The 13,548-nt window shown below is 58.2% G+C and carries 11 protein-coding genes; 8 read left to right on the top strand and 3 right to left on the bottom strand.

Annotation, left to right across the window (positions count from 1 at the left end; all coding sequences use genetic code 11):
- The first annotated feature begins 42 nt into the window (after positions 1–42).
- Positions 43–1,416 carry an argininosuccinate lyase gene (gene argH, locus ACMWLG_RS18805; protein WP_045404247.1) on the top strand — a complete coding sequence of 458 codons (1,374 nt, stop codon included), beginning with the start codon at positions 43–45 and terminating at the stop codon, positions 1,414–1,416.
- A 60-nt stretch (positions 1,417–1,476) separates the two neighbouring features.
- Here argH and ACMWLG_RS18800 read toward each other — a convergent pair whose 3' ends face one another.
- Both ACMWLG_RS18800 and metB read right to left on the bottom strand, forming a co-directional pair.
- Positions 1,477–3,909, bottom strand: a complete 2,433-nt coding sequence (locus ACMWLG_RS18800; RefSeq protein WP_045404246.1) for a bifunctional aspartate kinase/homoserine dehydrogenase II — start codon at positions 3,907–3,909, stop codon at positions 1,477–1,479.
- 2 nt (positions 3,910–3,911) lie between these two features.
- Positions 3,912–5,072, bottom strand: coding sequence for a cystathionine gamma-synthase (gene metB, locus ACMWLG_RS18795; protein ID WP_045404245.1), 1,161 nt, complete (start codon positions 5,070–5,072; stop codon positions 3,912–3,914).
- Between the two features lie 276 nt (positions 5,073–5,348).
- Here metB and metJ point away from each other — a divergent pair, with 276 nt between their 5' ends.
- Positions 5,349–5,666 carry a met regulon transcriptional regulator MetJ gene (gene metJ / locus ACMWLG_RS18790; RefSeq protein ID WP_007369220.1) on the top strand — a complete coding sequence of 106 codons (318 nt, stop codon included), beginning with the start codon at positions 5,349–5,351 and terminating at the stop codon, positions 5,664–5,666.
- Between the two features lie 48 nt (positions 5,667–5,714).
- Here metJ and rpmE read toward each other — a convergent pair whose 3' ends face one another.
- Positions 5,715–5,927 carry a 50S ribosomal protein L31 gene (gene rpmE, locus ACMWLG_RS18785; protein WP_003862040.1) on the bottom strand — a complete coding sequence of 71 codons (213 nt, stop codon included), beginning with the start codon at positions 5,925–5,927 and terminating at the stop codon, positions 5,715–5,717.
- A 200-nt stretch (positions 5,928–6,127) separates the two neighbouring features.
- On the opposite strand from rpmE, the gene priA reads away from it, so the two are divergent.
- The 6 genes from priA to menA all read left to right on the top strand — a co-directional run bounded on the left by priA (position 6,128) and on the right by menA (position 13,515).
- A complete protein-coding gene (gene priA / locus ACMWLG_RS18780) occupies positions 6,128–8,323 on the top strand; it encodes a primosomal protein N' (RefSeq protein ID WP_045404244.1) in 2,196 nt (731 codons plus the stop codon).
- A gap of 119 nt (positions 8,324–8,442) precedes the next feature.
- A complete protein-coding gene (cytR, locus tag ACMWLG_RS18775) occupies positions 8,443–9,468 on the top strand; it encodes a DNA-binding transcriptional regulator CytR (protein WP_023309683.1) in 1,026 nt (341 codons plus the stop codon).
- Positions 9,469–9,561: 93 nt separating this feature from the next.
- Entirely contained in the window at positions 9,562–10,557 is a 996-nt protein-coding gene (gene ftsN, locus ACMWLG_RS18770) for a cell division protein FtsN (RefSeq protein ID WP_039264217.1), read from the top strand.
- A 94-nt stretch (positions 10,558–10,651) separates the two neighbouring features.
- Positions 10,652–11,182, top strand: coding sequence for an ATP-dependent protease subunit HslV (hslV, locus tag ACMWLG_RS18765; protein WP_008501802.1), 531 nt, complete (start codon positions 10,652–10,654; stop codon positions 11,180–11,182).
- A gap of 9 nt (positions 11,183–11,191) precedes the next feature.
- On the top strand, positions 11,192–12,526 hold the full coding sequence (gene hslU, locus ACMWLG_RS18760) for an HslU--HslV peptidase ATPase subunit (RefSeq protein ID WP_023309685.1): 1,335 nt from the start codon (positions 11,192–11,194) through the stop codon (positions 12,524–12,526).
- Positions 12,527–12,594: 68 nt separating this feature from the next.
- Entirely contained in the window at positions 12,595–13,515 is a 921-nt protein-coding gene (gene menA, locus ACMWLG_RS18755; RefSeq protein ID WP_033146936.1) for a 1,4-dihydroxy-2-naphthoate polyprenyltransferase, read from the top strand.
- The last annotated feature ends 33 nt before the right edge of the window (positions 13,516–13,548 follow it).

Here is a 13,548-nt window from a genome sequence, read left to right as displayed (position 1 = left end):
GAAGCGCCACCCGGCAGAACTAACGAATAAAGGAATCATGTTATGGCACTTTGGGGTGGGCGTTTTACACAGGCAGCGGATCAGCGGTTCAAACAGTTCAACGACTCTTTGCGCTTCGACTACCGCCTGGCCGAACAGGATATTGTCGGCTCTGTGGCCTGGTCCAAAGCGCTGGTGACGGTGGGCGTACTGACCGCAGACGAACAATTACGGCTGGAAGAGGCGCTGAACAATCTGCTGGAAGAGGTACGTCTTAATCCGCAGCAGATCCTCGAAAGCGATGCTGAAGATATTCACAGCTGGGTGGAAGGCAAGCTTATCGACAAAGTCGGCCAGCTGGGTAAAAAGCTGCATACCGGCCGCAGCCGTAACGACCAGGTCGCCACCGATCTGAAGCTGTGGTGTAAAGATACCGTTGGCGAACTGCTGGCGGCTAACCGTCAGCTGCAGAGCGCGCTGGTGGAGACCGCGCAGAACAACCAGGACGCGGTGATGCCGGGTTATACCCACCTGCAGCGCGCGCAGCCGGTGACCTTCGCACACTGGTGTCTGGCCTACGTCGAGATGCTGGCGCGTGACGAAAGCCGTCTTCAGGATACCCTGAAACGTCTGGACGTCAGCCCGCTGGGCAGCGGCGCGCTGGCCGGTACGGCGTATGAAATCGACCGTGAGCAGCTGGCAGGCTGGCTGGGCTTTGCCTCCGCCACCCGTAACAGCCTGGACAGCGTGTCCGACCGCGACCACGTGCTGGAGCTGCTATCCAATGCGTCTATCGGAATGGTGCACCTTTCGCGCTTTGCCGAAGACCTAATCTTCTTTAACTCTGGCGAAGCGGGCTTCGTCGAGCTGTCTGACCGCGTGACCTCAGGCTCATCCCTGATGCCGCAGAAGAAAAACCCGGACGCGCTTGAGCTGATCCGCGGCAAATGTGGCCGCGTGCAGGGCGCGCTGACCGGCATGATGATGACCCTGAAAGGGCTGCCGCTGGCGTACAACAAAGACATGCAGGAAGACAAAGAAGGGCTGTTCGACGCGCTCGACACCTGGCTGGACTGTCTGCATATGGGCGCGCTGGTGCTGGACGGCATTCAGGTGAAACGTCCGCGCTGCCAGGAAGCGGCTCAGCAGGGCTATGCGAACTCTACCGAACTGGCGGATTATCTGGTGGCGAAAGGCGTACCGTTCCGTGAAGCGCACCATATTGTGGGTGAAGCGGTGGTGGAAGCCATTCGTCAGGGTAAACCGCTGGAAGATCTGCCGCTGGCCGACCTGCAGAAGTTCAGCGCGGTTATCGGGGATGATGTGTATCCGATCCTTGCGCTGCAGTCCTGTCTGGATAAACGTGCCGCGAAAGGCGGCGTGTCGCCTAAGCAGGTGGCGCAGGCGATAGCGGATGCGAAAAACCGGTTGGTTTAATCTGTCCTGACAGGTGCCCTCTCCCACTGTACGGTCCGGGGAGAGGGCCAGGGTGAGGAGTTACAGCAGCTTAGCCAGACGGTTGATGTCGGACTGAATGGCTCCAGCGGTGACATCGCGCCCCGCGCCCGGACCACGGATCACCAGCGGGTTATCGCGATACCAGCGGCTTTCGATGGCGAAGACGTTATCGCACGGCAGCAGCGCCGCCAGCGGATGTTCAGGACGCACCGCCTCGACGCCGACTCGCGCTTTTCCGTTGGCCTCGAAACGCGCCACGTAGCGCAGCACCAGCCCCATCTCGTTCGCCGCCTCCAGACGCTGTACCATCTGCTCGTTAAGCTCTTCACCATTTTCAAAGAAATGATCCACAGAACCTTCTTCACAGCCGGCAGGCACCAGCGATTCGACGCGTACGGCATCCGGTTCGATATCGTAACCGGCCTCACGCGCCAGGATCACCAGCTTACGCATCACGTCTTTGCCGGAAAGGTCAACGCGCGGATCGGGCTCGGTTAAGCCCTGCTGCCACGCCTGATCCACCAGGTCGGTGAAGGGTACGGTGCCGTCAAACTGCAGGAACAGCCAGGAGAGCGTGCCGGAGAAGATACCGCTCAGCGCCAGAATGCTGTCGCCGCTTTCAATCAGGTCACGCACGGTGTGGTTGACCGGCAGGCCAGCCCCAACGGTGGCGTTATAAAGCCAGTGGCGCCCTGTTTTTTCAAACGCATCGTGGATCTGGCGGTATTTATCGGTGCTGCTCGCCCCCGCCAGCTTGTTCGCACTAATAACGTGGAAACCGTGGCTGGCGAAATCCAGATACTGATCCGCAAGCTGTTCGCTGGCGGTAACGTCCAGCACCACCAGATCGTCATACGGGTGCGCGCGCATCCACAGGAACAGCGACTCTTCATCCTGCTCTACGGCTTCATCATTAAAGAAGGCAAGCGCGCGGCTGGCGTCCAGCCCTTCGTAGTTCAGCAGGCTGCGGCGGCTGTCCACCACGCCCGCAAGAACGAATTCGAATCCGGTACGCGCCGAGAGCGTCACCTGTTCGCGGGCAAACAGCTCCAGCCAGCGGGAACCGATGTTGCCTTTCCCGAACAGCACCAGACCGATGCGCTTTTCCGCGCGGAACAGAGAGGTGTGCAGGCCCTGGATCAGGCTCTCGGTTGGCCCTTTACGCAGAACGGCGACCAGGCTGATGCCCTCCTCCGACTGCCAGGTGAATTCCACCGGCTGGCCTTTCAGCTGCTGCCAGAAGCGGTGGCAGTGCAGCGGGTTACGGGTGACGCCCGCGCCCACCATCGCCACCAGCGCCAGCCCCTGACGCAGGCGAAGCTCGCCCGGCAGGCCAGCTTCATCCAGAATTTTCAGCGCGCTGTCCGCCACTTCAGCGGTGTAGCAGAACTGCAGCAGCTGACGATCGTTATGCACGCCAACGGCCAACGGACGCACCTGGGCGCGTTTCAGGATCGTGTCGATATCTTTATGCGCCAGCTTGAAGTCCTGGCCCGCAGGCACCTGGAACTCAATCAGGCAGATGTCGTCGTGGCTGGTGACAATACGCGCCCCGGTACCGGACGCCAGCACGCGCTCAATGCGCGTGGAGCCTTGATCCGGGGTGTAACTGCAGCGCAGCTGGAGGTCGATATCGCTGCCGGAAACCGGCTGCAGCGTGCGCGCGTGCAGCACCGGCGCGGCCAGACGCGCCAGCTCGCTGGCTTCGTCGAGACGCAGCAGCGGCAGCAGGCAGGCATCTTTCACTTTACGCGGATCCGCGCTGTAAACACCGGCCACGTCGCTCCAGATAGTGACGCGGGACACGCCCGCCAGGGCACCAATCTGCGTTGCCGAGTAGTCCGAACCGTTACGGCCCAGCAGCACGGTTTCGCCCGCGTTGCTGCGGCTGATAAAGCCGGTGACGACAATACGTTTGCCCGGGTGCTGCACCAGCAGCTGTTGCAGCAGCGGGTAGGACAACCCTTCATCCACCTGCGGCTGCGCGGCGCGTTCGGCGCGCAGAAAATCACGCGCGTCGAGCCAGGCTGCGTCCACGCCCAGGTGCTGCAGCACGGCGGCCATCAGGCGCGCGGACCACACTTCACCGTGCCCCACCACTTCGGCATACACCGCGTCGGTAATCCCGCTGTCCAGCAGTGCAGCCAGACGCTCAAGGTCATGCGTGAAGGCGCTGATCAGCCCGTCCGCCACTTCCGCAGGCAGCAGGCCGGCAATCAGCTCGCTCTGGTAGCGGCGTAAGGACTGTTGCACCTGATGCGCAGAAAGGCGATCGGTCTGGCTCAGTTTCAGCCAGCTAATCAACTGGTTGGTGGTGCTGCCCGCCGCCGAGACAACCATCATGTCACCCGGCTGTGAATATTCCGTCATGATGCCTGCAACGCGCAGGTAACATTTCACATCAGCAAGACTACTACCACCAAACTTGTGCAGTTGACGACCCTTCGCCCCTGCCTGCGCTATCACACTCATGATTACCCCTTGGCTGCGATCCGGAAGGCATTTTCCAGATCGGCAATTAAATCTTCAGAATCTTCAATGCCGGTTGAGATACGCAGCAGCGTCTCAGAAATTCCGGCGGCAGCACGAGCTTCCGGTGCCATACCTGCGTGCGTCATGGTCGCGGCGTGGGAGATCAAGCTTTCAACCCCACCTAAGGATTCCGCCAGCGTAAACAATGACAGCCCGCTCAGGAAGCGACGCAGCGTTTGCTCGTCACCGTCCAGTTCAAAACTTAACATCGCGCCAAACCCTTTCTGCTGACGCGCGGCAATCTCGTGCCCCTGATTTTCCGGCAGCGACGGGTGATAGAGCTTCTTCACCAGCGGCTGGGTTTTCAGGAAATCGACAATCGCCTGGGCATTGCGCTGCGCCACGTCCATGCGCGGCGACAGCGTGCGGATGCCGCGCAACAGCAGATAGCTGTCGAAGGCCCCCGCGGTGACGCCAATATTATTGGCCCACCATGCCAGTTCGGTGACAACGTCGGGATCTTTAGCTATCACCACGCCCGCCACCACATCAGAATGGCCGTTCAGATATTTAGTGCATGAATGCAATACCAGATCGGCACCCAGTGCGAGTGGGTTCTGAAGGGCCGGACTGAGGAACGTATTATCCACTACACTTATCGCTCCCGCATCCCTTGCGAGCTGACAAATTTTCGCAATATCGACAACGCGCAACAATGGATTGCTTGGACTTTCCACCAGAACCAGCTTCGGTCTCTCTGCCAGGGCCTGTTTCAGCGCTTGTTCGTCGTTTTGATCGACAAACAGCACGCGATAGCAGCCGCGTTTCGCCAGGCTGTCAAACAGGCGATAGCTGCCGCCGTAGCAGTCGTGCGGCGCAACCAGCAGATCGCCCGGTTTCAGGAACACCGTGGTCACCAGATGAATGGCGGACATCCCCGTATTGGTTAATACTGCACCTGCGCCACCTTCCAGCTCGGCCAGCGCGCGCTGGGTCACGTCACGCGTAGGGTTGCCACGACGCGAATAATCATGCGCGCGGGGTTCATTAAATCCGGTGAAGTTATAGGTACTGGAAAGATGAATCGGCGGGACAACGCAGCCGTACTGCTCGTCATCATTTAATCCGCTACGCACTGCAATAGTGGCCTGTTTACGCGTCATGGTGAGGGCTTCCTGGCGAATGAGGTGAAAAGTCAGGCACCAGAGTAAACATTGAAAGTATGGACGTCAATACATCTGGACATCTAAACTTCTTTGCGTATAGATTGAGCAATGCGCAAATAGCCGTTAAAATTATATGCTTTAGTGCACGCTGCAGCGGCAATATCCGTGCCACGGTATCGTCTCTACGGTAAACTAGACAAGATTGCGGTTCAAAACGGGTGGTTACAGGTTTTGCACCTTTAAATAAATGACTGAGAGGATTAAAGGTATCTCATGGCTGAATGGAGCGGCGAATATATCAGCCCATACGCTGAGCACGGTAAGAAGAGTGAGCAAGTAAAGAAAATTACGGTTTCCATTCCTCTGAAGGTGTTGAAGATCCTCACCGATGAACGCACGCGTCGTCAGGTGAACAACCTGCGCCACGCGACCAACAGCGAACTGCTGTGCGAAGCGTTTCTGCATGCGTTTACCGGTCAACCGTTGCCGAACGATGAAGATCTGCGCAAAGAGCGCAGTGATGAAATCCCGGAAGAGGCGAAGGTGATCATGCGTGAACTGGGTATTGACCCGGATACGTGGGAATACTGAGAAGCGGATACAAAAAAGGCACCTTGCGGTGCCTTTTTTTCGGGAAACTTATTTAGCGCCCGGGATGCTGAAACGCTTGTTGAAGCGGTCAACACGACCACCGGTTGCAACGTCACGCTGCTTACCAGTGTAGAACGGGTGGCATTTGCCGCACACGTCCAGGTTCAGATCGTGACCCACGGTAGAGCGGATCTGGATAGAGTTACCGCAAGAACAGTTTGCAGTAATCATTTCGTATTTCGGGTGAATATCTTTTTTCATGGGAGAACCTCAGTTAAGGCCGCGTCGCTCTTCCAGCCCTAACGCCAGACACCACGCGATGTTGATTGTAAGTTCTTTGGCGTAAAGTACACCAAAGGCGGCGAATCATACAGAATTTGACCAACGTATGCAAACTGATCCGCACGCCGCTTTTACTAATGTGTATACTAACGCGCCACTTTTCAAGTCAGGAAGATTCGATGCCCGTCGCTCACGTTGCCCTGCCCGTTCCGCTTCCCCGCACCTTTGACTACCTGCTGCCCGACAGCATGAGCGCCAAAGCGGGCTGCCGCGTGACCGTGCCGTTTGGCAAACAGCAGCGCGTGGGGATCGTCGTCTCCGTCAGCGATAAAAGCGAATTGCCGCTTAACGAGCTGAAGTCGGTCGTTGAGGTGCTGGACAGCGAGCCGGTTTACTCTACCAGCACCTGGCGACTGCTGCTGTGGGCGGCGGATTATTATCATCACCCGATTGGCGACGTGCTGTTCCACGCCCTGCCAATTATGCTGCGTCAGGGCAAGAGCGCCAGCCATGCGCCGATGTGGTACTGGTTTGCCACCGAGCAGGGCCAGGCGGTGGATATCAACAGCCTGAAGCGATCGCAGAAACAGCAGCAGGCGCTGGCGGCGCTGCGTCAGGGAAAAATCTGGCGACATCAGGTCGACGAGCTTGAGGTCAGCGAAACGGCGCTACAGGCCTTAAGAAAGAAAGGGCTGAGCGAACTGGCCAGCGAAGCCCCCGCTCTTTACGACTGGCGGGAGAGTTTCTCCGTTTCAGGGGATCGCCTGCGTCTGAATACCGAGCAGGCCACCGCCGTGGGCGCGATTCATAGCGCCTCCGATCATTTCTCTGCCTGGCTGCTGGCGGGGGTCACCGGTTCCGGCAAGACCGAAGTCTACCTGAGCGTGCTGGAAAACGTGCTCGCGCAGGGCAAACAGGCGCTGGTGATGGTGCCGGAAATTGGCCTGACGCCGCAAACCATCGCCCGATTCCGCGAGCGCTTTAACGCGCCGGTTGAGGTGCTGCACTCCGGCCTGAACGACAGCGAACGCCTCAGCGCCTGGCTGAAAGCGAAAAACGGCGAAGCGGCGATTGTGATCGGCACCCGCTCGTCGCTGTTTACGCCGTTTAAAAATCTTGGCGTTATCGTGATCGACGAAGAGCACGACAGCTCCTATAAACAGCAGGAAGGCTGGCGCTATCACGCCCGCGACCTGGCGGTTTATCGCGCGCACAGTGAGCAAATTCCCATTATTCTCGGCTCCGCCACGCCGGCGCTCGAAACGCTGCACAACGTGCGCCAGCGTAAATACCATATGCTGCGCCTGACGCGTCGGGCGGGGAATGCCCGTCCGGCCATTCAGCACGTGCTGGATCTGAAAGGCCAGCAGGTTCAGGCCGGGCTTGCGCCGGCATTGATTACCCGCATGCGCCAGCACTTGCAGGCGGGGAACCAGGTCATTCTGTTTCTCAACCGCCGCGGATTTGCCCCCGCACTGCTGTGCCACGACTGCGGCTGGATTGCCGAGTGTCCGCGCTGCGACCACTACTACACCTTCCATCAGGCCCAGCGGCATTTGCGCTGCCACCACTGCGACAGCCAGCGCCCGGTGCCGCGCCAGTGCCCGTCATGTGGCTCAACGCATATCGTGCCGGTCGGTCTGGGGACGGAACAGCTGGAACAGGCGCTTAGCCCCTTCTTCCCGGACGTGCCGATTTCTCGTATCGACCGGGACACCACCAGCCGCAAGGGCGCGCTGGAACAGCAGCTGGCGGAAGTGCATCGCGGCGGCGCACGCATTCTGATTGGTACACAGATGCTGGCCAAAGGCCACCACTTCCCGGACGTCACGCTGGTCGCCCTGCTGGACGTAGACGGCGCGCTGTTTTCGGCAGATTTCCGCTCAGCCGAGCGCTTCGCCCAGCTTTATACCCAGGTGGCAGGGCGTGCCGGTCGCGCCGGTAAACAGGGCGAAGTGGTGCTGCAAACGCACCACCCTGAGCATCCGCTGCTGCAAACCCTGCTGCATAAAGGCTATGACGCCTTTGCCGAACAGGCGCTGGCCGAACGCCAGACCATGCAGCTGCCGCCGTGGACCAGCCACGTCATCATCCGCGCGGAAGATCACAACAACCAGCAGGCGCCGCTTTTCCTGCAGCAGCTGAGAAATCTCCTGCAGGCCAGCCCGCTGGTGGATAATCAGCTGTGGATCCTGGGCCCGGTGCCGGCACTCGCACCAAAGCGCGGCGGGCGTTTTCGCTGGCAAATCTTACTTCAGCACCCCTCGCGCATTCGTCTTCAGCACATCGTCAGCGGCACGCTGGCGCTCATCAACACGCTGCCGGAAGCGCGAAAAGTGAAGTGGGTACTGGACGTCGATCCCATCGAAGGCTGAAGACGGATCGAAAAATTTAACGCTCCTCACACTTTTTATGAAAATTCTGTAACCGATTCCATTAACTATCTGTAAAAATGGTGATGTCAGAAGTTCGGTGTTCAGGCGAGGAGAAGACGTTGAAGTCCAGGAAAGAGGTTGCACCGGCGACCATGAAAGACGTTGCCCAGAAAGCACAAGTCTCTACGGCAACCGTGTCCCGCGCATTAATGAACCCGGATAAAGTCTCCCAGGCGACCCGTAACCGGGTAGAGCAGGCTGCGCTTGAAGTGGGCTATTTCCCACAGGCGATGGGGCGTAACGTCAAACGCAATGAGTCGCGCACCATTCTGGTGATTGTGCCGGACATCTGTGACCCCTTCTTCAGCGAGATTATCCGCGGTATTGAAGTCACCGCAGCGGAACAGGGTTACCTGGTGCTGATTGGCGACTGTGCTCATCAGAACCAGCAGGAAAAAACCTTCATCGATCTCATTATCACCAAGCAGATCGACGGCATGCTGCTGCTTGGCTCTCGCCTGCCGTTTGATGCCAGCATTGAAGAGCAGCGTAATTTACCGCCGATGGTGATGGCCAACGAGTTTGCGCCGGAGCTGGAGCTGCCGACGGTCCACATTGATAACCTCACCGCCGCGTTCAACGCCGTAAACTATCTCCAGGAACTGGGGCACAAGCGCATTGGCTGTATTGCCGGGCCGGAAGAGATGCCGCTGTGTCACTATCGCTTACAGGGCTACGTTCAGGCGCTGCGCCGTACCGGCGTCACCGTCGATCCGCACTACATTGCGCGCGGTGACTTTACCTTCGCTGCGGGTGGACAAGCGCTGGAGAAACTCCTGGACCTGCCTGAACCGCCAACCGCCGTATTTTGTCACAGCGACGTGATGGCGCTGGGCGCATTATCGTACGCCAAACGCCGCGGCCTGCGGATACCGAAAGATTTATCGATCATCGGATTCGACAATATTTCGCTTTCAGAATTTTGCGATCCGCCGCTCTCAACGGTCGCTCAGCCGCGCTACCAAATCGGCCGCGAAGCGATGCTTCTTCTGCTGGATCAGCTTCACGGTCAAACAGTTAGCAGCGGCTCGCGGTTGCTGGACTGTGAATTGATTGTCCGCGGCACGACCCAGGCATTGACTTAAAGTAAACGTCTTTCGGATACCCTTATCTGGTCAAAGCCCCGCCGCTTAAGTAACATGGCGGACTGACGAACGAATAAATACAGCGAAACGATAGTGGCACAACGAGATTATGTACGTCGCGGCCAGCCGGCACCTTCGCGACGCAAAAAGAGTAGCTCAAGGAAAAAGCAACGTAACCTGCCTGCTGTCTCGCCAGCAATGGTCGCTATTGCTGCGGCTGTAGTCGTCGCCTTTATTGGTGGCCTGTACTTTATCACGCACCATAAAAAAGAAGAGTCTGAGGCGCTTCAGGCCAGTAAAGTTGCCGGAAACGGCCTTCCTCCGAAGCCTGAAGAGCGCTGGCGCTATATCAAAGAGCTGGAAAGCCGTCAGCCCGGGGTGCGTGCGCCAACCGAACCTTCTGCGGGTGGTGAAGTGCAGAATGCGAATCAGCTGACGGATGAACAGCGTCAGCTGCTGGCCCAAATGCAGGCCGATATGCGCCAGCAGCCTACGCAGCTGAACGAAGTACCGTGGAATGAGCAGACGCCGGCACAGCGCCAGCAAACGCTGCAGCGACGTCAGGCGCAACAGCAGATCCAGCAGCAACAACAGCAGCAGTGGGCGCAAACCCAGCCGGTGCAGCAGCCGAAAGCACAGCCCCGGGTAACGGAACAGCCATACCAACAGCAGACGCGTACGGCGCAGTCTCAGCCTGTCCAGCAGCAGCCGAAAACGCAGCCGCAGAAACAGGCGGCTCAGCCGTATCAGGATCTGCTCCAGACGCCAGCGCATACCACCGCGCAGCAGCCGAAAACGCAGCAGGCAGCGCCGGTGACCAAAGAGACCGAAGCGCCGAAGCAGACGGCAGAGAAAAAAGACGAGCGCCGCTGGATGGTGCAGTGCGGTTCGTTCAAAGGCGCAGAGCAGGCGGAAACGGTGCGCGCGCAGCTGGCCTTTGAAGGGTTTGATTCGCGTATTACCACCAATAACGGCTGGAATCGCGTGGTGATTGGGCCGGTCAAAGGCAAAGAAAATGCCGATGGCACCATTTCGCGGTTGAAAATCGCCGGCCACACAAACTGCATTCGACTCGCTTCCGGGGGTTGAAACCCCCAAAATCCCCCCCATCTATCATTTAATTCAGCCCTGAGCACAGGCTCAGGGCTTCTGTTTCCCGATTCTGTAACCAGGGGGTCTGCTCGTGACAACAATAGTAAGTGTACGCCGTAACGGCCATGTGGTAATCGCCGGTGATGGCCAGGCCACGCTGGGTAATACCGTCATGAAAGGCAACGTGAAGAAAGTGCGCCGTCTCTACAACGACAAAGTGATCGCCGGTTTTGCTGGCGGCACGGCGGACGCCTTCACGCTGTTTGAACTGTTTGAACGCAAACTGGAAATGCACCAGGGTCATCTGGTGAAAGCTGCCGTTGAGCTGGCGAAAGACTGGCGTACCGACCGCATGCTGCGCAAGCTCGAAGCGCTGCTGGCCGTGGCCGATGAAACCGCCTCGCTGATCATCACCGGTAACGGTGACGTCATTCAGCCGGAAAATGACCTGATTGCCATCGGCTCCGGCGGCCCTTATGCCCAGGCTGCAGCCCGCGCGCTGTTGGAGAATACCGACATGAACGCGCGTGATATCGCGGTGAAGGCGTTGGATATTGCAGGCGATATCTGCATTTATACCAACCACAACCACACCATCGAAGAATTGACCTCCAAAGCGTAAGGATCTCCCATGTCTGAAATGACCCCACGCGAAATTGTCAGCGAACTGAACAAACACATTATCGGCCAGGATAACGCCAAGCGTTCCGTGGCTATTGCTCTGCGTAACCGCTGGCGTCGGATGCAGCTTGACGAAGAGCTGCGCCACGAAGTGACGCCAAAAAACATCCTGATGATCGGCCCGACCGGCGTCGGTAAAACCGAAATCGCCCGTCGTCTGGCGAAGCTGGCGAACGCGCCGTTCATCAAAGTTGAAGCCACCAAGTTCACCGAAGTGGGCTATGTGGGTAAAGAAGTGGACTCCATCATCCGCGATCTGACCGATTCGGCGATCAAGATGGTGCGCGTCCAGGCGATCGAGAAAAACCGCTATCGCGCGGAAGAGATGGCCGAGGAGCGCATTCTCGACGTGCTGATCCCACCTGCAAAAAACAACTGGGGCCAGGCAGAGCAGCAGGCGGAACCGTCCGCTGCGCGTCAGGCATTCCGCAAGAAGCTGCGTGAAGGCCAGCTGGACGACAAAGAGATTGAGATCGATCTCGCTGCCGCGCCAATGGGTGTGGAAATCATGGCGCCTCCGGGCATGGAAGAGATGACCAGCCAGCTGCAGTCCATGTTCCAGAACTTGGGCGGCCAGAAGCAGAAAGCGCGTAAGCTGAAAATTAAAGACGCGATGAAGTTGCTGATTGAAGAAGAAGCGGCGAAGCTGGTAAACCCGGAAGAGCTGAAGCAGGACGCTATCGACGCGGTTGAGCAGCACGGTATCGTGTTTATCGACGAAATCGACAAAATTTGTAAGCGCGGCGGCAACAGCTCCGGCCCGGACGTGTCCCGCGAAGGCGTTCAGCGCGACCTGCTGCCGCTGGTTGAAGGCTGCACCGTCTCCACCAAGCACGGCATGGTGAAAACGGACCACATCCTGTTTATCGCTTCAGGGGCGTTCCAGGTTGCCAGCCCGTCGGATCTGATCCCGGAACTGCAGGGCCGTCTGCCTATCCGCGTTGAGCTGCAGGCGCTGACGACCGAAGATTTCGAACGTATCCTGACCGAGCCGAACGCCTCTGCTACCGTACAGTACAAAGCGCTGATGGCGACCGAAGGCGTGAACCTCGAGTTCACCGAAGACGGTATCAAGCGTATTGCCCAGGCCGCATGGCAGGTCAACGAAACCACCGAGAACATCGGTGCGCGTCGCCTGCATACCGTGCTGGAACGCCTGGTAGAAGATATCTCTTACGACGCGAGCGACCTTAACGGTCAAACCGTTACCATTGACGCAGAATATGTGAGTAAACATCTGGATGCGTTAGTGGCAGATGAAGATCTGAGCCGTTTTATCCTATAATCGCGGTTACTGGATTCTCATCACGTTTAATGGGGGCTAATGCCCCCATTTTTATTGGCTAAATACTTATGACTGACATCAGCCGTACTCAGGCGTGGCTCGAAAGTCTGCGCCCTAAAACGCTTCCTCTGGCCTTTGCCGCAATTATCGTCGGCACCGCCCTTGCCTGGTGGCAGGGTTATTTTGATCCGCTGGTCGCCGCGCTGGCATTGATTACCGCCGGCCTGCTGCAAATTCTCTCCAATCTCGCCAACGACTACGGCGACGCGGTAAAAGGCAGCGACAAGCCGGACCGCATAGGGCCACTGCGCGGAATGCAGAAAGGGGTGATTACCCAAGCGCAGATGAAACGCGCGCTGATTATCACCGTAGTGCTGATCTGCGTATCCGGCCTGGCGCTGGTGACGGTGGCGTCTAAGACCACCAGCGATTTCATTGGCTTCCTGGTGCTGGGTTTACTGGCCATTATCGCGGCCATCACCTACACCGTCGGAACGCGTCCTTACGGTTATATTGGGCTCGGGGATATCTCCGTACTGGTGTTCTTCGGCTGGCTGAGCGTGATGGGAAGCTGGTACCTGCAGGCGCATACGGTGATCCCTGCCCTGTTCCTGCCCGCGACCGCCTGCGGCCTGCTGGCGACGGCGGTGCTCAACATCAACAACCTGCGCGACATCGACAGCGATCGCGAGAACGGCAAAAATACCCTGGCGGTTCGTCTGGGGCCGGTCAATGCGCGCCGCTATCACGCCTGCCTGCTCATTGGCGCGCTGGTTTGCCTGGCGCTGTTTAACCTGATTTCCTTGCAGAGCTTGTGGGGCTGGCTGTTTGTGCTTGCCGCGCCGCTGCTGATTAAGCAGGCCCGCTTTGTGATGCGTGAACTCAGCCCGTCCGCCATGCCGCCAATGCTGGAACGTACGGTAAAAGGCGCGTTGCTGACTAACCTGTTGTTCGTCATCGGGATTGTGTTAAGCCAGACGCTGCGTTAGCTGACAAATATCAATTAACAATTGATGATTTTG

It is taken from the genome of Enterobacter sp. 01-M-02-SI-ECC (assembly GCF_047530595.1).
In the GTDB taxonomy this organism is placed as follows: domain Bacteria; phylum Pseudomonadota; class Gammaproteobacteria; order Enterobacterales; family Enterobacteriaceae; genus Enterobacter; species Enterobacter cloacae_M.
Note: the sequence above shows the minus strand (reverse complement) of the source record. Positions and strands in the feature narration are given on the sequence as shown.

Coding starts and splice junctions, on each gene's coding strand:
- rpmE (WP_003862040.1), bottom strand. CDS start 5,927: ATGAAAAAAGATATTCACCCGAAATACGAAATGATTACTGCAAACTGT.
- metJ (WP_007369220.1), top strand. CDS start 5,349: ATGGCTGAATGGAGCGGCGAATATATCAGCCCATACGCTGAGCACGGT.
- metB (WP_045404245.1), bottom strand. CDS start 5,072: ATGACGCGTAAACAGGCCACTATTGCAGTGCGTAGCGGATTAAATGAT.
- ACMWLG_RS18800 (WP_045404246.1), bottom strand. CDS start 3,909: ATGAGTGTGATAGCGCAGGCAGGGGCGAAGGGTCGTCAACTGCACAAG.
- menA (WP_033146936.1), top strand. CDS start 12,595: ATGACTGACATCAGCCGTACTCAGGCGTGGCTCGAAAGTCTGCGCCCT.
- priA (WP_045404244.1), top strand. CDS start 6,128: ATGCCCGTCGCTCACGTTGCCCTGCCCGTTCCGCTTCCCCGCACCTTT.
- hslU (WP_023309685.1), top strand. CDS start 11,192: ATGTCTGAAATGACCCCACGCGAAATTGTCAGCGAACTGAACAAACAC.
- argH (WP_045404247.1), top strand. CDS start 43: ATGGCACTTTGGGGTGGGCGTTTTACACAGGCAGCGGATCAGCGGTTC.